General features: G+C 51.2%; 17 protein-coding genes and 1 rRNA gene. 15 read left to right on the top strand and 3 right to left on the bottom strand.

Annotated features, from left to right (window positions below; translation table 11 throughout):
- The first annotated feature begins 101 nt into the window (after positions 1-101).
- From H9I36_RS12250 to H9I36_RS12240, 3 genes are all read left to right on the top strand, one after another.
- On the top strand, positions 102-530 hold the full coding sequence (locus H9I36_RS12250; protein ID WP_187385629.1) for a cytidine deaminase: 429 nt from the start codon (positions 102-104) through the stop codon (positions 528-530).
- Between the two features lie 415 nt (positions 531-945).
- Complete coding sequence (locus tag H9I36_RS12245) at positions 946-1524, top strand: hypothetical protein (RefSeq protein WP_187385628.1); 579 nt, start codon at positions 946-948, stop codon at positions 1522-1524.
- Between the two features lie 166 nt (positions 1525-1690).
- On the top strand, positions 1691-2338 hold the full coding sequence (locus tag H9I36_RS12240) for a PTS sugar transporter subunit IIA (RefSeq protein ID WP_187385627.1): 648 nt from the start codon (positions 1691-1693) through the stop codon (positions 2336-2338).
- Between the two features lie 38 nt (positions 2339-2376).
- Here the strand turns inward: H9I36_RS12240 and H9I36_RS12235 are convergent, their stop codons facing one another.
- Positions 2377-3567, bottom strand: coding sequence for a hypothetical protein (locus tag H9I36_RS12235; RefSeq protein WP_187385626.1), 1191 nt, complete (start codon positions 3565-3567; stop codon positions 2377-2379).
- A 29-nt stretch (positions 3568-3596) separates the two neighbouring features.
- On the opposite strand from H9I36_RS12235, the gene H9I36_RS12230 reads away from it, so the two are divergent.
- Entirely contained in the window at positions 3597-4250 is a 654-nt protein-coding gene (locus H9I36_RS12230; RefSeq protein ID WP_187385625.1) for an RluA family pseudouridine synthase, read from the top strand.
- Between the two features lie 52 nt (positions 4251-4302).
- Here the strand turns inward: H9I36_RS12230 and H9I36_RS12225 are convergent, their stop codons facing one another.
- Together H9I36_RS12225 and pyk are read right to left on the bottom strand one after the other, a co-directional pair.
- On the bottom strand, positions 4303-4470 hold the full coding sequence (locus H9I36_RS12225; RefSeq protein WP_187385624.1) for a hypothetical protein: 168 nt from the start codon (positions 4468-4470) through the stop codon (positions 4303-4305).
- Positions 4471-4592: 122 nt separating this feature from the next.
- A complete protein-coding gene (pyk, locus tag H9I36_RS12220; RefSeq protein ID WP_187385623.1) occupies positions 4593-6386 on the bottom strand; it encodes a pyruvate kinase in 1794 nt (597 codons plus the stop codon).
- A 182-nt stretch (positions 6387-6568) separates the two neighbouring features.
- Here pyk and H9I36_RS12215 point away from each other — a divergent pair, with 182 nt between their 5' ends.
- The 11 genes from H9I36_RS12215 to H9I36_RS12165 form a co-directional block, all read left to right on the top strand.
- A complete protein-coding gene (locus tag H9I36_RS12215; protein WP_187385622.1) occupies positions 6569-8116 on the top strand; it encodes a spiro-SPASM protein in 1548 nt (515 codons plus the stop codon).
- Positions 8091-9044 (top strand): hypothetical protein, encoded by a 954-nt coding sequence (locus H9I36_RS12210; protein ID WP_187385621.1) that lies wholly within the window; start codon positions 8091-8093, stop codon positions 9042-9044. The genes H9I36_RS12215 and H9I36_RS12210 overlap by 26 nt, the downstream gene beginning before the upstream one ends.
- Positions 9041-11539, top strand: a complete 2499-nt coding sequence (locus H9I36_RS12205) for a cytidylyltransferase domain-containing protein (RefSeq protein ID WP_255422752.1) — start codon at positions 9041-9043, stop codon at positions 11537-11539. Before H9I36_RS12210 ends, H9I36_RS12205 begins: the two co-directional genes overlap by 4 nt.
- Complete coding sequence (locus tag H9I36_RS12200) at positions 11532-13328, top strand: ATP-grasp domain-containing protein (RefSeq protein ID WP_187385620.1); 1797 nt, start codon at positions 11532-11534, stop codon at positions 13326-13328. Before H9I36_RS12205 ends, H9I36_RS12200 begins: the two co-directional genes overlap by 8 nt.
- Before the next feature lie 31 nt (positions 13329-13359).
- A complete protein-coding gene (locus H9I36_RS12195) occupies positions 13360-14403 on the top strand; it encodes an N-acetylmuramoyl-L-alanine amidase (RefSeq protein ID WP_187385654.1) in 1044 nt (347 codons plus the stop codon).
- A 17-nt stretch (positions 14404-14420) separates the two neighbouring features.
- Positions 14421-14897: a GerMN domain-containing protein gene (locus H9I36_RS12190; protein ID WP_187385619.1), complete on the top strand. Its 477-nt coding sequence runs from the start codon at positions 14421-14423 to the stop codon at positions 14895-14897.
- 71 nt (positions 14898-14968) lie between these two features.
- Positions 14969-16060 carry a flagellar filament outer layer protein FlaA gene (locus tag H9I36_RS12185; RefSeq protein ID WP_187385618.1) on the top strand — a complete coding sequence of 364 codons (1092 nt, stop codon included), beginning with the start codon at positions 14969-14971 and terminating at the stop codon, positions 16058-16060.
- 83 nt (positions 16061-16143) lie between these two features.
- The gene (locus tag H9I36_RS12180) at positions 16144-17382 is read left to right on the top strand and encodes a tetratricopeptide repeat protein (RefSeq protein WP_187385617.1); all 1239 of its coding nucleotides are present in this window, start codon (positions 16144-16146) and stop codon (positions 17380-17382) included.
- 128 nt (positions 17383-17510) lie between these two features.
- Positions 17511-18875, top strand: a complete 1365-nt coding sequence (locus tag H9I36_RS12175) for a citrate/2-methylcitrate synthase (RefSeq protein WP_187385616.1) — start codon at positions 17511-17513, stop codon at positions 18873-18875.
- Positions 18876-18881: 6 nt separating this feature from the next.
- Positions 18882-19637, top strand: coding sequence for a pseudouridine synthase (locus tag H9I36_RS12170; protein WP_187385615.1), 756 nt, complete (start codon positions 18882-18884; stop codon positions 19635-19637).
- A 383-nt stretch (positions 19638-20020) separates the two neighbouring features.
- A 16S ribosomal RNA gene (locus H9I36_RS12165) occupies positions 20021-20144 on the top strand; the annotation flags it as partial.

Below are 20144 nucleotides of genomic sequence, written 5' to 3'. Positions count from 1 at the left end.
CGTATACTTTTTTTTACGTATTCGGCTATAATGCAATTGTCATGTGTATTGCGGGTGAGTAGTAAGTTCCGGTTTTCTGTAAAATTTTTTATGGAGGTTTTATGACAATAAGCGACGAACAGCTGCAATCGCTCTTTGAAAAAGCGCTCGAAGCTTCAAAGCACGCGTACATTCCTTATTCGCATTTTCCCGTCGGAGCCGCCCTGCTCACGGAAAACGGAAAAATCATCACCGGAGCGAATATCGAAAACCGATCTTTCGGGCTTACGAACTGCGCCGAGCGAAGCGCGATTTTTACCGCCGCTTCTCAAGGCGTGCGCACTTTTATAGCGATCGCGGTTGCGACGCCCGCATCCGATTATCCGGTCGGTCCCTGCGGTGCGTGCCGCCAAGTGCTCAGCGAATTCGCGCCGGGCGAAACGCCCGTCGTATTCGGTCCCGACTGGAAGCACTGCGTCAAAACGACGCTCGGCGTACTGTATCCCTACGACAGTTTGCATGAACTTGCGTCGAACGGCAGTGGCCGCTGAAAGCTGCGGTTTCGGCGCTGACATTAAACGTACCGTGCCGGCCACTGTGGGCAAAAATGCAAAACGAAAACGCCGTAACCTCCGCCGACGGAAAGGCCGTTACACCTGAACAGGTTTAATATATCCTGAAACAAGTTTTTATAGAGGTATAATGAAAAATAAACGTATAAAAATAATGACTTGTGTCGGTTGTCTTGTGTTGCTTCTTATAGTATGTTTGTTTGGAATACGGCTGAGGGAAACCGAACGTACACTGTCTTCCGATAATGCGGAAAAGCAGGTATCGATTACAAATCCGATTAGAGAATCGAGTGCCGAAGAAATTTATGCAAAGCTAAACATACGGTTTTATATTCCCAAAGCAGCAAGTGAGGTAAAATATTTCATCATTAGCGGTACGCCGCCCGTTGCACAAATGGACTTCGTTTATAAAGGCGCTCCTTGTACGGCACGCGGCTGTGATGTTACCGTATTTGATATTGCCTTTCCTGATATTTCGGGACTGCATTATGAATGGAGTTATACGGACAGCTGCGGTTTCTTTTCCGATGAGAATGTCATCGAGTCGAAATTATTGTATAAGCAAAAAGAAAATCCGATCGGCGGCGGTATCGGTGTAGTCGAATGGATGGATAAAAATAATCGTGTATATTCGGTTTCTTGCGGCGGCGTTCCGCCTTATGCATCCTTTGAAGCAATCGACGATTTTTTAATGGATTTGGCAGGAAGCATTTACGGAAGTATCTATGTTTTTACTTCGGGGTATACGGCAAAAATCCGTTGCGGAGAAAATACCGCGGTCGGCTTACGGAATGCGCCTCGCATTGGAAAAATTTTTCATTGGTTTAAAAACGGTACGGACGTTTATGTTTCCAAACGAACGACGCAAAAACAAGAACGCGGCGGTAAAAAAGACTTTTGGTATTACTGTTATTATGTAGATGAAATACAGATTTATGAGGGCTGGATATTCGGCGGGGATTTGGAAAACTAAAAAAGGGAGAGCTATGCCTTTTGTGTGCTGCCGAAAGCACAGCTTTGTTCAGCTCAATACTTTTGAAACTTGACATTCGACCTAAAACAATACTGTTTTTGCGAAAACAATGTAAAACGGTGTAAATCTTGACAAAATATCGCAAATAGTACAGAATTGTTCGATTATGGAAGACACGATCCTCACCATCGAAGAAGTTGCAAATTATCTCCGCGTTTCCGACCGCACCGTCTACGATTGGGCGCAGCGCGGCGAAATCCCCGCAGGCAAAATCGGAACCGTGTGGCGATTTAAAAAATCGGAAGTTGAAAAGTGGGTTAACGAGCGCCTCTCGTCTTCGGCCGGCCGCAAAAAAGACGATGTCGTGCAGGTAAAAAACATCCTCTCTCCGAACCGCGTCATCTTTATTTCGCAAACTTCAAGGCACGACGCTCTCGTCGAACTTGCGACTGCGCTTTCGAGCGCTCCGCAGGTAAAACGTTCCGACGAACTCATCTCCGAAATCTTAAAGCGGGAAGAGCTTATGTCCACGGCGATCGGGCGCGGCATCGCGATCCCGCACGTGCGTCTTTCATCCGTCACCGATTTAGTTATGGCGGTCGGCGTGTGTAAAACGCCCGTCATCGATTTTCAACCCATCGACGATATGCCCGTCTCACTTTTGTTTATGATAGCAGCGGCGTACAACCAGCATTCGTATTATTTGCAGACGCTTTCGTATTTTTCGGCAAAGCTCAAAAAAAAGGAACTCCGCGACAGCCTTTTAAATGCCGCGACGACCGATGACGTATATAAATTATTGATCGAAGCGTGATCTTGCTCGGCGATAAGCGTGTCCGGTTCGGCAGGTGTTTACGGCAGTTCCACCGCAATCCATTTTTTCGCATCGCTGAAATCCGAAGCGATCAAACCGAGGGACACGTGAGCCGTCGTCTCTCCGAGTAAAAAATCTTTTCCGCCCGAACTCATGCGTGCATTTTCTTTCGGAGATACGGACGGAACGAGGGCGCCGAAAATGGCGTGGCTGTAATCGCGCGATACGAAAAGCGCACACTTCGTTCCCGCGTTTTCGAGAAGAGTGCAGAGTAAAAGGCTTCGCGTGTCGCAATCCGATCCGCTTCCGGTGAGGGCGGCGGGAAGGGATGTAAAATCCGCAGCGTTTATTTTGCGCTCATAGCGAAACCCCTGCACCCAAGTCAAAAGAAGCGATGCAAAAGCGGTATCGGGATGTTCGGGATTTAAAGCCGCAGCATCTTCCATGAGCGCGCTTTGCACATCGAAGGCTGTCCGCTTTAAGCGGCCGCAGCTGTCGCGGAAAATCGCGCGGTAATAGCGCTGCCACGCTTCTTTCCACAGCGGATTTGCCGCGTACATTTTTAAAACCGCAAATTCCATATCGATGACGAAATCGGATGCCTCTTCGTCTTCCGCACCGATGCTCGTGCAAATCGTTCGTCCGTTGATCGAAAGCTCTATATCTTTCCGTTCGGCTGCGGGATAGGCATAGCGCGCGACGATGCCTTCTTCCCTATAGCTTCCGCGGTCGACGGCGAGGGAGTTTAAAATCGATAAGATAAAAGGCTCGCAGCTTTTTTCGTTTCGTTCGTTCGCATAGCATAAAACTGCGATGTGCGCTCCGTTTAAAGGAAGTTCGACCGCGAGCGCCCATCCCTTATAGCGGACGCCGCCGAGCGTCATCGAAAAGGTTCCGAGAGCCGAATCCGTGCCGCGCCATTCGAACGATTCTTTTTCGCCTCTTCCGTCCGGCAGTTTTCCGACCGCGCCGTCGAAGGCCTGTGCGCTCGATTCATAGGTACCGCTTTTATAGAGCTTTATCGCAGTGACGACCGGAACGTTCGCGTATGAAAAGAGGTAGGACGTGCCGTCTTCCGTCGCGTCCGAAAGTTTGAAACCTTCCGGCATATCGAGCGCCCAGCCGTATGTGTTGTCGACGACCGTTTCGGAAGCGACGGGGGATATGCCGCAGAAGAAGATAAAAGCCGTGCAGACTGCGGAAAAAAAACGGGCAAAGCTTCTTGTCATTTTACGGTACCTCGTCTATAGTTATCGAAATGAATGCGATCCCCATTGTATACGAAAACGAAGAAATCATCATTATAAACAAACCCGCAGGCGTTTCGGTACAGGGAGGGGAGGGCGTCGCTCATCCGCTTGACAGGGAGCTTCCCGAACAAACGGGGCACGAAATTTTTCTCGTACACCGACTCGATAAAGATACGTCGGGTCTTATGATCGCGGCAAAAACAAAGACCGCCGCCGCCAAGTGGTCAAAGCTTGTCGCTTCCCGCGCGGTAAAAAAAGAATACGATGCGATTTGCATCGGAACTTTTTCGGAGCGACAGGGTGTAATAACGGACGACATCGTGCAGCATGGAGAGGTAAAACGGGCAGTCACGCAGTACGAAGTGAGCGCGGTATTCGAAATCGACTGCGGCGGAGAAAAGCTTTCGCTTTCGCTCGTTCATCTGACGCTTGAGACGGGGCGTATGCACCAAATACGCATCCACTTGGCAAAGAAAGGATGTCCCATCGCGCTCGACGACAAACACGGAAACTTCGCAAAAAATAAATTATTAAAAAAACACTGCGGTACGAAACGACTGCTCTTGTGCGCATCGCAGCTTTCTTTTCCGCTTTCGGGTAAAGAAAAGATCGTCCGCATCGCATTGCCGGATTATTTCGAAAAACCGATCCGCGGGCAGTAGCCGATTCTTCGTTGTTTTGGGAAAAGCTCTAAAAACGCGATCAGCTTTTGAGCTATGCCCTTTTATCGCCGTCTTTGTCCCGTTTCCGAGCGAGCTGTTTTTGCTTTTCGGACGTGAGGAATTCGTCGAGAATCGTGATCTGCACTTTTTGATTCGGCTTTAGAGAAAGCTTTTCGAGCGGCACAAAGGTTTTTCCGTCAAAGTATCCTTCGATTGTCATACGCATACTATAACGCGAATATCCGCTTTTGTAAATCGCCCGCATCGGTATCGGCGACATCGCTGTAATGCAGGCGCCGCGGGCGATTCAGTTCCCGTTCCTTTTCCTCCGCCGCCCGTCCGCTACATCTTCCCTTCGTACACGAGCAGATCCTTTCCGTCGATCGTCACGGTCAGCCCGTTTTCGATCGCACCGGCGGATTTGCCTGCTTCGTTTATCCAAACGATATTCGTGTTTATCATTTTCATCGTGTCTGCGGGGATTTCGTTCGTGCCTTCCGAGATGACGCCGTCGACGAGGCGGAGGATCGGTATCCAGCTTTCGTCGAGGGAAGGGCAGATGAGGATTTCGCCCGTTTTGCGGCGGAGCATCGTAACGGCATCTTCGGGAGAAGATGCTTTTACGATCCTTCCGGAAACGCGGGACACGTCGGATGCTTCTCCTCCCGAACGGCCGCGCGCCAATACGTTTCCGACGAGGAGAACTCGGATCGTGTTTACGGGGATCGGGCTTACGAGCGGGATGCCCGCGCACAGGATGATTCTGTCGCTTTGGCGGACAAAGCCGTTATCGAGGGCGATCTTTACCGCGTTTTGCACCATGTCTTCGCTGTCGTCAACCGCTTTTGAAAGAAGCGGAAAGACGCCCCAGTTGAGAAGCATTTGCCGCTGTACCTGTTCGTTCGGCGTGACGGCGAGGATCGCCTGTTCGGGACGGAACGTGCTTATCATGCGAGCGGTGTTGCCGCTCATCGTCGGAACGACAATTGCAAGCGCTTTTATTTTATCCGCCGTTTCATACGCCATCTGCGCCATGATCCTGCCGATCGTCGGGTCTCCGTCGGGAAGCGGGAGGGCGGCTTTGATGCGGGCGCAATATTGTTCGCTGTCTTCGACCGTTTGCGCGATGCGCGCCATCGTTTCGACCGCTTCGGCCGGATATGCGCCGTTCGCCGTTTCACCCGAAAGCATGACGGCGTCGGTGCCGTCGAAGATGGCGTTCGCAACATCGGTCAGTTCGGCTCTCGTCGGACGGGGATTGACGATCATCGAGTCGAGCATCTGCGTCGCGGTGATGACGGGCTTTCCCGCTCTGCGGCATTCTTCGATGATGCGCTTTTGCGCAAGCGGAATGCGCTCTATCGGAAGCTGCACGCCCATGTCGCCTCTGGCAACCATAATGCCGTCGGCCGCTTGAGCTATTTCTGCGATATTGTCGAGACCTTCTTCATTTTCGATTTTGGCGATGATTTTCATATTCGAACCGAGCGATTCGATATAGCGCCGTATTTCGTGCACTTCGCTCGCAAAACTCGTAAAGCTCGCCGCGATAAAGTCGCAGTTCATCCGTACCGAAAACGCGATATCGGCCTTATCCTGTTCGCTCATAATTGGAAGCCCCGCGTGCAGACCGATGAGGTTGACGTTTTTTTTGCTGCCGATAGTCGCCGTATTGGCCGCCCTGCACATGACCCTTATTCCGTCGGAAAATTCGACGTCCAGTTCGAGCAGGCCGTCGGCGATGAGGATTTTGTGCCCGCTTTGAATACGCTTCGGTAAGTCGCGCCACGAAAGCGAAATATGCGCCGCATCCTTTCCGTTTGCCGCGGTAACGGGGCTGTCGTCCGTAGTGACGATGACGCGCTCGCCTTTATTTATCGTAATCGTTTTATCGTCCGGCACGATACCCGTTCTGATTTCAGGGCCTTTGGAGTCCATCATAAGCGCGACCGGTTTTCCGATTTCGTGCGACAGACGCCGGATGCGCTCCATCATATCTTTTTGGCTTTCGTGCGTACCGTGTGAAAAGTTAAAGCGCGCGATGTCCATACCCGCGCGTATCATCTTTGCCGCAATGTCATCGTTATTGCTTGCGGGTCCTATCGAACAGACGATCTTTGTTTTTCGTAACGACATGATGAGAGTATAGCACAAAACGCTTTTTGTGTAATCACGGGGATTGCAGGCATTTTGATCACTTTGCCATAATTTTTCCTTTTTTGCCGATATCTACAAAGTACACATCCTTCCGATTAAAAATCGAATACGGGCTTATGATGAGTTTAATGGCACGTGTATAATCTGCCGATACTGTAATGATGAAAACCGTCGTTATTTTAAATGCCGCATTCGGCGATCGGTATATGTTCGAAAAAAAATTCGGCGGACGTTCCGCATACGATAGGGCGCTTTCGTGGGCGGCTTCCGTTTCGGAAGGTACTCCCGTCATTGTCCTTGCCGCATCCGATAATGCCCAAAGGTGCAAAAGAGAAGCCGCATCCTCTTCCGTGCCCGTTTCCGTAAAAGAAAAGGAAGTGTGGACGACGACCGATGTGCTGGGCGAAATTGCAAGCCCTAGCGAAAAAGTGGAGACCGCACTCTATGCCGCCGCCGATTGTCCCTTTTTGGACAAAGCGCTTACCGATGAAATACTTCGCGTGCATAAAATCTACGCCGCCGAATACACGTTTGCGGACGGCTATCCCTACGGCTTTTCGCCAGAAGCGATCGATACGGGGGCGGCGGCCATCATCGCCTCTCTTGCGCGGCAAAAAAATCTCGGAGATGAAGTCGTCACACGAGATGCCGTCATGAAGATTTTAAAAACCGATATCAATTCGTTTGAAATCGAAACCGTACTCGCGCCGAAGGACTGGCGCCTTTACCGCCTTTCGTTCGAATGCTCGACCAAAGCGGGATATATCGCTTCCCGCGCGCTCTACGATGCGTGCGGAGAGGGAAAAGACGCGGCAAGTCTTTCTGAAAAAGCGGTACAGCTCGTGTCGGTTTTGAAAACCGTGCCAGCCTTTTACAACGTGCAGATTTCAGGCAGGGAAGAGGGTGAGTGCATTTATTCGCCGTACAGGGAAGCATATAAAAAAACGTACGGAGAAAAAAATCCGCGCGATATGACGCTCGCCGAATTCCGTCCGCTTGTGTCGCAAATGGCATCCCTTTCGGAAAGCGCCGTCGTTTCGCTTTCGGCGTGGGGGGAGCCGCTTTTGCATCCCGATTTTACGGATTTTGTTAAAGAGGCTGCCTCTTACGATGGGCTTTCCCTGCTCGTCGAAACGAACGGCTTGCACATAACCGAAGAACTGTGCGAAAAAGTCAAAGAGATTTCAGGCGGAAAAATCATTTGGATCGTGCTGCTCGACGCGGTAAGCGAAGCGACGTACAAAAAGATGCGAGGTTCGGAAGGCTCGCTTTCAAAAGCTCATAAAGCCGTCGCTCTTTTGCAGCGCGCGTTTCCCGATACGACCTATCCTCAGTTCGTGCGGACGAACGACAACGAAGCGGAACTCGAAGCTTTTTACCGCTTTTGGAAAGACGATAAAAACGGCGGCAAAGTGATAATCCAAAAATACGATTGGTTTTCAGGTCTCCTTCCCGAGTGTAAACCCGCAGACCTTTCGCCCCTCGAACGGAATCCGTGCTGGCATTTGCGGCGCGACATGACGATCCTCTCCGACGGAAATGTACCGCCGTGCCGCGAATACGTTTTTAACAATATCATAGGCAATGCGTTTACGGAAAGCCTTGAATCGATTTGGGAGCGGATGACTTCTTACGCCGAAAAGGATATGAAGTGCGAATACGGGGAAGTATGCGGGAAATGCGATGAATACTATACCTTTAATTTTTAACGAATGGCAGATAAACCGCACCGTCATCGGCGGGAGAGCGCCGTCTGAAAAAAAGATGGACGTTTCCGTCGTACTCCTCAATTCGAACGCGAGCCGCTTCCATGCGCAGACGCTTGAAACGCTTTCAAAGTGCGGCTTCGCTTCCGTCATTTCGATCGAACCTAATTCAGGCAGTTACAACATCGAAGAGCTTTCGAAGCGCATCCCGTCCGTGCAGTTCGTTATTCCGCTCGAAAAAGTGACGGACGGAGATATGATCAATATAGGTATCGGCGAAGCGCCCAGTTCGTACGTGCTCGTGCTGCGCGATTCGCTCTATATACCGCAGGGGATTTTACAGCCGCACCTCGCCGAAAATCTCGTAAAAACCGGAAAATACTGTATCGCGCCGCGCCTATCGGATGCGGCAAAACACGTGCTTCCCGTGCGCTTTACGCCCGAAGCCTCTCGCGGAAAGTTTTCCGTTTCTCAATCCGCAGTTGTTAAAGACGGTATGCGAACGCTCTATCCCTTCGATTGTATCGGCCTGTACAATAAAACCAAATTCATTCAGCTCGGCGGTTTCGACTATACGATCACGTCTTCGTATTATCAAAATCTCGATTTGGCGCTGCGCTCGTGGCTGTGGGGAGAGGAGACCTGCCTTTCGACGTCGATGTTCTTTTCTTACGACGAGCGCGTTCCGATCGAAGACACGACGGCGGACTTAACCTATCTGCAGTTTTATCTTAAAAATTTGGCGCCGCGTTTTAAATCCGATTCGGGAGGTGAGCTCTCTTCTCTTTCGTTTTTCAATTTTCTTGCGCATTCGTCGTGCGGCTTTTTTGAAGCGAAGCGCCGCTTTTCAGATGCGAAAAAATGGGTGCGCACAAACCGCGCGAGATTTCACACGGATGCGAAGCATTTGATAGAAGAATGGAGAGAATGATGACGGCGGTAATCGTTCAGTGCAGAATGTCTTCGACACGATTTCCCGGAAAAGCGCTCAAAGATTTGGGCGGTCGCCCGGTACTCGCGTGGACGCTTTCGGCGATGAAAAAAGTAAAAGCCGACGCGTATTACGTCGCAACGGATGAAGCGTCCTTTTCCGAACTGGAGCCGGTCGCGCGCTCGTGCGGCTGGGAAATTTTTTCAGGTCCGCTCGACGATGTCTTAAAGCGTTTTTGCCTGTTGATCGAAAAGATCGATGCGGACGTCGTCGTACGTGCGACCGCCGATAATCCGTTTTTATTTTACGAAGCGGCGGAGTCTCTCCTCGACGAATATATGCGCCGCATTGCGCTTTCTCCGTGCGATTATATGACGTGGACGGGGCTGCCGCACGGTTCGGGCGTCGAAGTGTTCAGCGGCAAATCGCTCGTCGCGGCTGAAAAATCGACAAGCATACCTTACGACCGCGAACATGTGGCGCCTGCTCTCTACAATCATCGAAACCGCTTTTCGGCTGTGATGCAAAAAGCGCCGTCTCGTTTTTATTATCCCGATTACCGGACGACGATTGACACGCCATCCGATTACCGAAGAGCGCTTGCGGCAGTCCGCTTTCTTTCCAAGGGAAAAGCGGAAGATGAGCCCTATACGACGGAGCAGATTTTATCGGCCTTTTCCGAACCGCGCGTTACGCATCCCGTGCTCTTCGTGCCGTCGGTAAAAGAAGGGGGCGGGACGGGACATCTGAGAAGGTGTCTTGACGCCGCGATCGAGTCGGGCGCCCTCGTGTATATTCCGAAAGATGCGTCGCTTCGCGAATGCTGCGAACTTACGGAGCAGGCGAAAGGAAGGGGGCTTTCGGATTGGCAGATCGTTACGGAAGATCCGCTTCCCGGAGAATATTCGCTCATCGTTTCGGATTTCTTTTCGCTCGATAAACATACGGCATCTTCCCTGTGTGCCGCAGCTCCCCTTGCCGCGATCGACGAGGGGTCGGACAATACGTGCTTTTGCGATTACCTCATCGATATCATCCCGTCGAATCTTTCGCGTAAAGCGAATATAACCGAAAGCGCATTTATGACCATGCCCTCCCGTACGCGGAGCGGGGAAAGAAGCAAAACGCGCTCCGATATAAAAACCGCCCTCGTGTGTTTCGGCGGTGAAGATCCCGCATCCCTTACCGTTCCCGTATCGATATCGCTTCGGCGAGAAGGTCTCTCTGTGAGCGCAGTCGTCCCCGAAGGCATCGACTCGTCTGAAGCGGAAGAAGCCGGTGTGACGTGTATGCGTCCCGTTCCCGTTTTGCGCGAAATGCTTTCATCCTACGATCTCGTCGTAACGCATTATGGGCTTACCGCATACGAAGCCGCCTATGCAGGTTGCGCCGTACTTTTGTTTTCGCCGACAAAGCTGCACGCATCCCTTGCAAAAAAATACGGATTCGTCTGCCTCGAAAAAAAAGATGCTGCGGGAAAAAAACTGCATACGGCTTTAAGCGAAAGCGAAAAACTCTATCCGCATATCGATCCCGTAAATCGGCACGCTTCGCTCGGCGCTTTTATCTCATCCCTTGCAAAGGGCAAGCGTTTCTCTTGTCCCGTCTGCGGACAAAGCGATCCCGAAAAAAACGTCGTCGTTTCGCGCACGCTGCACCGGACGTTCAGACGCTGCGCTTCGTGCGCCATGATCTATATGTCGTGGACGGATTCAAACGCCGCACCCGATTACGGCAAAACTTATTTTGCCGAAGAGTATAAAGCGCAGTACGGCAAAACCTATCTCGAAGACTTCGATGCGATAAAGGCGCAAGGAGAGCGCCGCATCCGCGAAATCGATTCGCTCGTCAAAAATAAAAAACGCTTTGCATCGAAACTTTCCGTGCTCGACGTCGGCTGCGCCTACGGACCCTTCCTTGCGGCCGCTGCGGAAGACGGATGGCAGGCATTCGGCACCGACGTATCGAAAGATGCAGTATCCTATGTGCAGTCTTCGCTTCTCTTTCCCGCATCCTGTGCAGCTTTCCCCGACTTCGATCCGGCACAGGAATTCGGCGTGCGGCAATTCGACGCGCTTACGATGTGGTACGTCATAGAACATTTTCAAAATCTTGATTGCGTTCTCGAAAGCGCCCGCGCTTTGGTAAAAGACGGCGGCATCTTTGCGTTTTCGACGCCGTCCGCAGAAGGCGTTTCCGCTCTTATGAATACGGACGATTTTTATGCGCAAAGCCCCGCCGATCACTATACTTTGTGGGAACCGTCCAAAGCGAAACACATACTCAAGCGATTCGGCTTTACGGTTGAAAAGATAATTTCGACGGGTCATCATCCCGAGCGTTTTCCGCAAGTGAAAAAACACGGCTGGAAAAAAGATTCGCTTATGTATTCGCTCTACGCTTTCCGAAGCCGCATCTCACGTCTCGGCGACACTTTCGAAGTGTACTGCAGAAAAACGGGCGGTGCGGGAGAGGGAGAAAAATCGCATGGATAAAAACATACTCATACTCGGCGCGGGCTTTTTGCAAAAACCCGCGATCGAAGCGGCGAAAAAAATCGGCTGCCGCGCGGTCGTCGTCGACGGTAACGAAGGCGCCGTCTGCGTCGGACTTAGCGACCGATTCGAACGCATCGATTTAAAAGATAAAGAAGGGATTTACGAGTTTGCAAAAAAATTACAAAAGGAAGGAGGGCTTCGGGCGATCTTTACGGCGGGAACCGATTTTTCGGCTTCCGTTTCTTACGCGGGAGAAAAGCTCGGACTTGCCTGCCATTCCTATGAAGCTGCCTGCAATGCGAGCGGCAAAGTGCGGATGCGGCAAAAGTTTTCGGAAGCCGGCGTACCTTCTCCGAAATTTTTCGGTGTAACGAAAAAAGAGAGCGAGCTCGATTTTGTTAAAAAATGCGTGAGAGAACTCGGCTTTCCGTGCGTCGTAAAACCCGTGGACAATATGGGAGGCCGCGGCTGCCGCATGATAAGGAGTGAAGACGAAACGGAAGATGCTTTGCAGACGGCGCTCGCGTCTTCACGGACTGAAAACGCCATCCTCGAAGAATACATGAGCGGTGATGAATATTCGATCGACGCGCTCATATATGACGGGACGATGACGATTACGGGTTTTGCCGACAGGCATATCTTTTTTCCGCCGTACTTTATCGAAACGGGGCACACGATGCCGACTGCGATATCCGATGCGAAAAAGAACGAACTCATCGCGGTCTTTGCGCTTGCGGCAAAAGCGCTCGGTCTTTCCTGCGGGGCGGCAAAGGCCGACATCAAATATACGGAAAAGGGGCCGATGATAGGCGAGGTGGCCGCGCGTCTTTCGGGCGGCTTTATGTCGGGCTGGACATACCCTTACGCGTCGCACTGCAATCTCACCGAACAAGCGCTCCTCATCGCGTGCGGAAAAAAGCCTTCGTTCCTCGAAGCGCATCGGAAACGCATTCCATTTACGCCGCCCCCCTCGTGCGGAAACTGTGGCGCGCCCTACGAACTGTACGAACTTCCGTGTGTTGATGCGAGCGCGGAGCGCGCGTGGATTTCAATTCCGGGAATTGTTAAAGAAGTATCGGGCTTGGAAAGGGCGTGTTCCGTTCCCTTCGTCAAAGACGTATTTCCGCGAATCGGTGCGGGAGATGCAGTCGTCTTTCCGCACAACAACGTACAAAAATGCGGCAATGTGATTTCAGCTTCCCCATCGTGTACGGAGGCGATCGCCGCCGCTGAAAAAGCGGTTTCGAAAATCGTGCTGCGCTTGGAACCCTGCGTCCCCGAAACGGATACGTTTTTTGCCGATGCGTCCTTTGCCGCGTCGGAATCGGGTGAAGTTAAAAATCGTACGGCGGATAAAACAGCGGAAGCACAGTCGCTCGTACAAAAAGCGGAAGTAAACTCGTCGCGCTTTCCGCCCGACGCTTACGGGGCGGCCTCTGCCGCTGTTGAAAGCGAAGATGCGTACGGATCGGCTTTCGCTGCTACGTCGCGGCAAGATGCATCTGTCTGTTCTGCCATCGATTGGAAGTCGGTGACGGGCGTCATACCGAAAGGCGCTCGCGCGTCCGATTGCGTGCCGCGCGTTTTGCAAAGGCTTTACGAATCGGATGAGCGCGACTGGAATCATCGAAGTTTTGCCGAAAGCTGCGCAGTTTTCGACGAACTTTGCCCCGATCACCCCGACCTCGACGCGAAAAAATTTTGGCGTGCGGGACTGCGGGGGGGGGTGCAGGGAATGCTGTATTTTGCCGATACTATAGATAGGGTAAATGCCGGTTTGTGAACATTATCGGAGAATGAAAAAGGCTATGAACATGCCGAAACGACAGAGTATTATATTCGTTTCTCTTATTTTGCTTTTTGCAGCGACGGCGCAAAGCTATGCGGCTGAAACGATCGAACTGCTGAAAAAGGCCGAAGCGTCGGGCATTCTCCTGTATTGGGACAGTTTGGCTGAAACAGGTCTTATGGAAAAAAACGGTCACCAAATCAGTTTCCGTGCGGGCGACAGCGTCGTGCTGCTCGATAACCGAAAGCTTTCGGTAACCGATGCCCCCGTCGCGAAGTCGGGCGCCCTTTTCGTGTCGCAGGCTTTTATCGATAATGCGGAATCGTTTTTTAAAACGGAAAGCGAAGAAGCGCACTACCGCGTCGGCGCGATTTTAATCGATCCGGGACACGGCGGAAAAGATCCGGGTGCGAGCCAAGTGTTCCGGCAAAACGGGGAGACGCTCGTCATTCGGGAAAAAGACGTAACGCTTGCCGTCGGAAAAATGCTGTATGCAAAACTCAAAACGGCGTTTCCCGACAAAAAGATCATATTGACGAGAAACGGAGATACCTTTCTTTCGCTCGGCGAGAGAACCGATATCGCCAATTCCGTGCGGCTGAAAAAAAACGAAGCGGTGCTCTATGTTTCCGTTCACGTAAACGCTTCTTTGGATAAAAAAGCGAGCGGCTACGAAGTGTGGTATCTGTCGCCGGGATATCGCCGCACCGTTATCGACAAGGCAGCTGCGGGAGAAGATAAAACGCTTTTTCCGATTTTGAACGCGATGACGGAAGAAGAGTATACGACCGAAAGTGTCCTCATCGCAAAATTTATCATGGACGGCTTACAGGCGCAGATAGGCGACAAGTCGAAAGCGCGCGGCATAAAGGCGGAAGAATGGTTCGTCGTTCGAAACGCCAACATGCCGAGCGTACTCGTCGAATTGGGTTTTTTAACGAATTATACCGAAGCGCGGAATTTGAGCGATACGCAGTATCTGCAAAAAGCCGCATTCGGCATATATAACGGCATAAGTGATTTTATCACGCACTTTGAGCGATCGAGAGGCTTTACATCATCAAAATGATTTTGTACGATTGCGCTATGAAAAGAAAAACAACGGCGTTTATTGCAATCGTGTCGGCTTCTTTCGTTCTGTCTCTTGTGCTGTGGATAATGAGCTATCCGGGCATACGGCGCGTATTTATGTTCCAGTCGGCTGCGACCGGCAAAATCTGCATGGAGTCGAGGTATTTACCGCGACGTCCCGTGCAGGGAAAGGTGAACTGTTACGTGGACGAACTTTTGCTCGGACCTTTGACTGCGGAATACCGCCCGCTTTTTACGCGGGGTACCCGTGCGCAATCGTGTTTTGTGCGCGGCGGCGTTCTGTATGTCGATCTTTCGGACGTGCTCGTTTCCGAATCGGACGGCGCATCCGAAATACGACAAGGGATGGAATTATTCAGGAAAAATATCCTGTATAATTTTAAAAATATTAATACTATCGAAGTGTTTGTCGCCGGCAATCACGTGTACGAAAAAAACGCCCGAGGAGATTTGCAAAAACAAAATCCTTGACAAACGGATTTTTTTGCACTATCGTGATAAACGGTACAAGGCTACATCGAATAGTATAAGGAGCTTCCAAAATGAAGAAGACTTTTTTAGTGATTGCGGCGGGAATGCTGCTCATCGGAGGCGCGGGGCTTTTTGCTACGGAATCGATGCTTATCGATTTTACGCAGCTCGATGCGGACGTCGTCGCCGATGCAAACGGCAATCCGACGCAGAACGGCCGTACTGTAATGAATTACGCCGCAGCTGCGGGCGCTACATTCACCGCAGAGCAGCGGGATCTCATGAAGACCTCTCTCGCTCTTCCCGAATGGGAAATCGTGCTCAATTCATCGGCACAGAACGTCCAGTCCGTAGGGCTTTCGACGGTCGTCGCAGCCCCTGTGCGCAGCGGAGCTGATGTTCCCTTCGCCGGATCGAACGTCATGGGCGTTCGTATCATTTTCCCCGAATGGAATTCGAACGCAAACGCGCGCATTGAACCGCCGTTCGACATTCCCGCGTTTGAACCGCTTGCAGCCGCCGACGCCGACGGCAACCGCCAGGCACAGACCGACGAAGAAAAAGCGAGCGGTAAGATTCTTTTCGAAGACGGTTACGGTATCGTCAGAAATGTCGGTGCGATCAAATCGATCGCCGTCACGACGATGGGTATGAACTACCCCGAAGGCTTGTACGTTTTACTCAAAGACAACGACGGCATCGAACGCCGCTACTTTATGGGCTATCTCGGATTCGACGGCTGGAAAGAACTCGTGTGGAATAACCCACAGTATATCAGCGATATCCGCAACCGCGAAATCCGCGTATACCCGATCTATCCGCGCGGCGTTCCGTATGTAAAATTTGCCGGCTTCCTGATCACGCGCGATGCCGCTCACATCGGCGGCGACTATATCGGCTACTTCAAAGATGTCAAAATCATCTACGACAGAGCTGTCTTGACGTCGGAGCGCGATATTGCGGACGAAGATCTGTGGGGTATTATCGGTGAGCGCGAAAAGAAACGCCAAGCGTTTGAAATGGAGCGCTTCGGCAACAAGCAGGTCAATCGCTATCTCGAACGCATCAAACAGGCTACGGAAGAAAGCTTTACTTCGAGTCTCAATCCGGACTCCACGTCGAACGCTGCTCGTTCGTCGGGCAATTCCGCAAATGCACGATAAGCTGCCGTAAGTTTTTGTTAATAAAACGTCCTTCTTGCCGCTCCGTGCGGAGGGGGACGTTTTTTTAACCGTTCTTTCGAGTTATGGAATACAAAGCCTACGATAATTTGCCGGCAAAAGACCGTATTCAAAAAACCTATAAAGCATACGAGCCGTATTTTTATGCCGTTATGGAAAATATTCAAAAGCGGCTCGAACGTGCCGTCACGCTCGCATCTCCTCCGACGTATAAAGCACGCATAAAATCTTTCGACAGTTATTATAAAAAGATTCTGCGCTTAAAGGTGAGTTCTCCGGATGACGGCTCTCTCATCTGTCTCACCGATATGATCGGCATACGCATCATCTGCGCGTTTCTCGAAGACATCGCCGTCGTTTTGAAACAGGTGCAAGGACTTTTCGATGTGCGAGAGATCGAGCAAAAGGGACCCGCTCAGAATTTCAAAGCTTTCGAATACGAGTCGATTCACATCCTCGTTAACATCCCCGATTCGTGTTTTCCGTCGCCGTCCGATTTTCCGTCGCTTCCGCGCTTAAACGATATCGTGTGCGAAATTCAAATCCGCACGATTTTGCAGGACGCGTGGGCGGAAGTTGAGCACGAGCTTATCTACAAAAGCGAGTTTTCTCCGTTCGATTTGCCGCTTCGCAGAAAGCTCGCATCGATCAACGCGTCGCTGACGCTCGCCGATACGATTTTTCAGGAGATCCGCGATTATCAAAAAAAACTGCAGGACGAAGTGAACGAGCGGCGCAAATTGTTTTATGAAAAAGTCGATGAACTCGATACGATCAAGCGCGAGATAAAACAGACTTCTCCCGAACAGGAAGGAAGCGCCGCACCTTTTGCAAAAGGAACGATCGACGATTTGCTCCTTGATGCCATTCACGCGCACAATACGGGCGATTTGGCGAGGGCGATCGAAATCTACACGCAGATCATCGAATCTGTTCCGCCCGCCGTCGTGCTGTCCGTCATATATAAACACCGCGGTATGGCCTATTTTACCGAAAGCGAATATCAAAAAGCGCTCGAAGATTTTCAAGCGAGTTCGGCTCATAACCCGCAAAACTTTCGCGCCCTGTATTACGAGGGGATCGTCTACGGCATTCTCGGCGACAATACGGCCGCGATCGATCGCTTTTCGAAGTCTTTGTCGATCAACGAATACCAGTCTCACGCCTTTTATCATCGCGCACAAGCGTATTACGAAAAAGGCGAATACGAAAGCGCGCTCGGCGATATACGCGCTGCGGAAAAACTCGGCATAAACGACGACGCTTGCAACGTGCTGCTCGCAAAGATTATGGATAAAATTTAGGAGCGCATATTTTGCCGAATGCGTTTCGGCGCGCGGCTCGGCTGCTCGCAAAAGATGTCGGCTCATTTTCGCCTTGCGGTTGCGGTAAAAAATCTGTATAATTAAAACGCATTTTTTACAGGATTGCCATGTCGGAAGAACAGATTCAAAACGCATTTTTAAAAAAACTTTCGGTGCTTGCCCAACGCAACGATCCGATCCCTCCCGCTCTATACACCAAGTACGATGTAAAGCGCGGACTCCGCTATGCGAACGGAACGGGCGTGCTCGTCGGACTCACGCGCATCGGCGATGTCGTCGGTTACGATATGATAGACGGCGAAAAAGTGCCGATCCCCGGAAAACTTTTTTATCGCGGCTACGATGTCGCTTCCCTCGTTAAAGATGCCGAGCGTACAAAGCAGTTCGGCTACGAAGAGTGCGTCTATCTTCTGCTCTTCGGCAAGCTTCCGACGCAAAAGCAGCTCGACGAGTTTACCCAGTTTTTGGGACTCCGCCGCACGCTCCCGCCGAATTTTACGGAAGATATGATCATGAAAGCGCCCTCGAGCGATATTATGAACAAGATGGCGCGCGGCGTGCTCGCAAGTTATTCGTACGATACCGATCCCGAAGGGCGGGATATCGCAAACGTGCTCAAGCAGTGCATCGAACTCATCTCGCGATTTTCGACGCTTGCCGCCTACGCGTATCAGGCGAAGCGGCGTTTTTACGACGACAAGAGCATGTATATCCACAATCCGCTGCCCGAGCTTTCGACTGCGGAAAATTTTTTGCGCCTCATTCGTCCGGATAAAAACTATTCCCGCCTTGAAGCGGAAATCCTCGACCTTGCCCTCATTTTGCACGCCGAACACGGCGGCGGAAACAATTCGAGTTTGACGGTGCACGTCGTTTCATCCGCCGACACCGATACCTATTCGGCGATCGCAGCAGCTATCGGTTCGCTTAAAGGACATCGACACGGAGGAGCGAATATCCAGGTTATGGAAATGATGGATGACATCAAGTCTCACGTAAAGGATTGGACGAGCGAAAAGCAGATTCGCGATTATTTAATTAAAATTGCAAAGAGAGAAGCGTTCGACCGCACGGGTTTGATTTACGGTATGGGACACGCGGTGTACACGATCAACGATCCGAGAGCCGTACTCCTTCGCGAGCGGGCGGCAAAGCTTGCAAAAGAAAAAAAATGCGAAGCGGAATTCCGGCTCTATAATCTCATTGCGGATATTTCTCCGGAAGTTCTCGCCGAAGTGCACGGCGCCGACAAAAAAATCTGTCCGAACGTCGATTTTTATTCGGGCTTCGTCTATTCCATGCTCAATATTCCGCGTGAACTCTATACGCCCATCTTTGCGATTTCGCGTATTGCAGGCTGGAGCGCGCACCGCATCGAAGAGATCGTTGCGGGCGGCAGGATTTACCGGCCGGCGTACAAAAACGTGTGCGATGTGCGCGATTACGTTCCGATCGAAAAGCGCGTAAAGTAAGCGCACATGATCCGCCTCGACAAATTGCTGGCGCACGGAGGTTTGGGGTCCCGCTCTTCCGTAAAAAAACTTCTTCGTTCGGGCGCCGTAACGGTAAACGGTAAAAGCGTATTCGACCCGTCGCTTCACATCGATGAAGATCGCGATGTTGTCGCCGCGGACGGTAAAAAAATCGAAATCCGAAAAGAGGTCTACCTCATGATGCACAAGCCTTCGGGTTATGTGTGTGCAAAGCGCGACGGACTTCATCGAACGGTTTTCGATTTTCTCGGCGATGCGTACCGTACGCCTTTTTTCGAAGACAATCTGCACACGATCGGAAGACTCGACTGCGATACGGAAGGTCTCCTCATCCTTACAACCGACGGAGAACTCACGCACCGCATCACTTCTCCGAAAAGCGAATGCGGAAAAACGTATTTTGTGCGCCTCGCAAAGAAAGTTCGAAGCGCGGAAGGATCGGCCTATGTTTCCGAGTGCGCGCAAGGCGTGCACATAGAACCGGAAGGACGAGAAAAAGAAGCGGACTGCAAAAGCGCCGAACTCATATGGATCGGAAGCGGCGATGAAAAAGACGAATGCACGCTTACGATTTACGAAGGAAAGTTTCACGAAGTAAGGCGTATCTTTTCCGCGCTCGGAAACGAAGTCGCCTATTTGAAACGCATCGCAATCGGATCGCTTCGGTTGGACGAAAGCCTTGAAAAAGGTGATTGGAGGGAACTTTCGGAAGATGAAATTGAGCTGCTATACCGAATTTGAAAACTTGTGCGCGCGCTTCAGCATGATAAGGAAATAAAGCGCAAAAGCGCTGATTTATTTTTATCAAAGGGGTGGTTACCGTCGCTGCACCGCTGATAAGGACATTGTGTTTTGTAAAGTGAGGGGAGTCGGGGGCAGCTCTTATTCCAAAACGCATATACGGTGGAGAAAAAAGTTTTGAAAAAGGGAGGGGAGGTACTTGACATAGAGTGGAGAAAAGTAGTAAATTACAAGCTACCCGCGCAAATCACGGGTGCGCTGTTTGATAGGTAGAGGGAAGGAAAGAAAGCAAGACGCATGCGGAGATAGAAAGTCTCCCGAATTAAGCGAGAGCAAGCGGGGACAAACGAACGGAATTAGACCCGGAGCAATCCGGGAAAATAATGATGGAGAGTTTGATCCTGGCTCAGAACGAACGCTGGCGGCGCGTCTTAACCATGCAAGTCGAGCGGCAGGCAGCAATGCCGAGAGCGGCGGACTGGTGAGTAACACGTGGATAACGTACCC

Source organism: Treponema sp. Marseille-Q4130, assembly GCF_014334325.1.
GTDB lineage: Bacteria > Spirochaetota > Spirochaetia > Treponematales > Treponemataceae > Treponema_D.
The sequence above is the reverse complement of the archived record's forward strand: the minus strand, read 5'-3'. Positions and strand labels throughout refer to the sequence as shown.

What these genes read in the sequence shown, in the direction of transcription:
- H9I36_RS12245 (WP_187385628.1), top strand. Translation starts at nt 946, where the DNA reads ATGGACTTCGTTTATAAAGGCGCTCCTTGTACGGCACGCGGCTGTGAT.
- H9I36_RS12190 (WP_187385619.1), top strand. Translation starts at nt 14,421, where the DNA reads ATGAAAAGAAAAACAACGGCGTTTATTGCAATCGTGTCGGCTTCTTTC.
- H9I36_RS12170 (WP_187385615.1), top strand. Translation starts at nt 18,882, where the DNA reads ATGATCCGCCTCGACAAATTGCTGGCGCACGGAGGTTTGGGGTCCCGC.
- H9I36_RS12215 (WP_187385622.1), top strand. Translation starts at nt 6,569, where the DNA reads ATGAAAACCGTCGTTATTTTAAATGCCGCATTCGGCGATCGGTATATG.
- H9I36_RS12225 (WP_187385624.1), bottom strand. Translation starts at nt 4,470, where the DNA reads ATGACAATCGAAGGATACTTTGACGGAAAAACCTTTGTGCCGCTCGAA.
- H9I36_RS12240 (WP_187385627.1), top strand. Translation starts at nt 1,691, where the DNA reads ATGGAAGACACGATCCTCACCATCGAAGAAGTTGCAAATTATCTCCGC.
- H9I36_RS12230 (WP_187385625.1), top strand. Translation starts at nt 3,597, where the DNA reads ATGAATGCGATCCCCATTGTATACGAAAACGAAGAAATCATCATTATA.
- H9I36_RS12250 (WP_187385629.1), top strand. Translation starts at nt 102, where the DNA reads ATGACAATAAGCGACGAACAGCTGCAATCGCTCTTTGAAAAAGCGCTC.
- H9I36_RS12195 (WP_187385654.1), top strand. Translation starts at nt 13,360, where the DNA reads ATGCCGAAACGACAGAGTATTATATTCGTTTCTCTTATTTTGCTTTTT.
- H9I36_RS12200 (WP_187385620.1), top strand. Translation starts at nt 11,532, where the DNA reads ATGGATAAAAACATACTCATACTCGGCGCGGGCTTTTTGCAAAAACCC.
- H9I36_RS12185 (WP_187385618.1), top strand. Translation starts at nt 14,969, where the DNA reads ATGAAGAAGACTTTTTTAGTGATTGCGGCGGGAATGCTGCTCATCGGA.
- H9I36_RS12205 (WP_255422752.1), top strand. Translation starts at nt 9,041, where the DNA reads ATGATGACGGCGGTAATCGTTCAGTGCAGAATGTCTTCGACACGATTT.
- H9I36_RS12210 (WP_187385621.1), top strand. Translation starts at nt 8,091, where the DNA reads ATGAATACTATACCTTTAATTTTTAACGAATGGCAGATAAACCGCACC.
- pyk (WP_187385623.1), bottom strand. Translation starts at nt 6,386, where the DNA reads ATGTCGTTACGAAAAACAAAGATCGTCTGTTCGATAGGACCCGCAAGC.
- H9I36_RS12180 (WP_187385617.1), top strand. Translation starts at nt 16,144, where the DNA reads ATGGAATACAAAGCCTACGATAATTTGCCGGCAAAAGACCGTATTCAA.
- H9I36_RS12235 (WP_187385626.1), bottom strand. Translation starts at nt 3,567, where the DNA reads ATGACAAGAAGCTTTGCCCGTTTTTTTTCCGCAGTCTGCACGGCTTTT.
- H9I36_RS12175 (WP_187385616.1), top strand. Translation starts at nt 17,511, where the DNA reads ATGTCGGAAGAACAGATTCAAAACGCATTTTTAAAAAAACTTTCGGTG.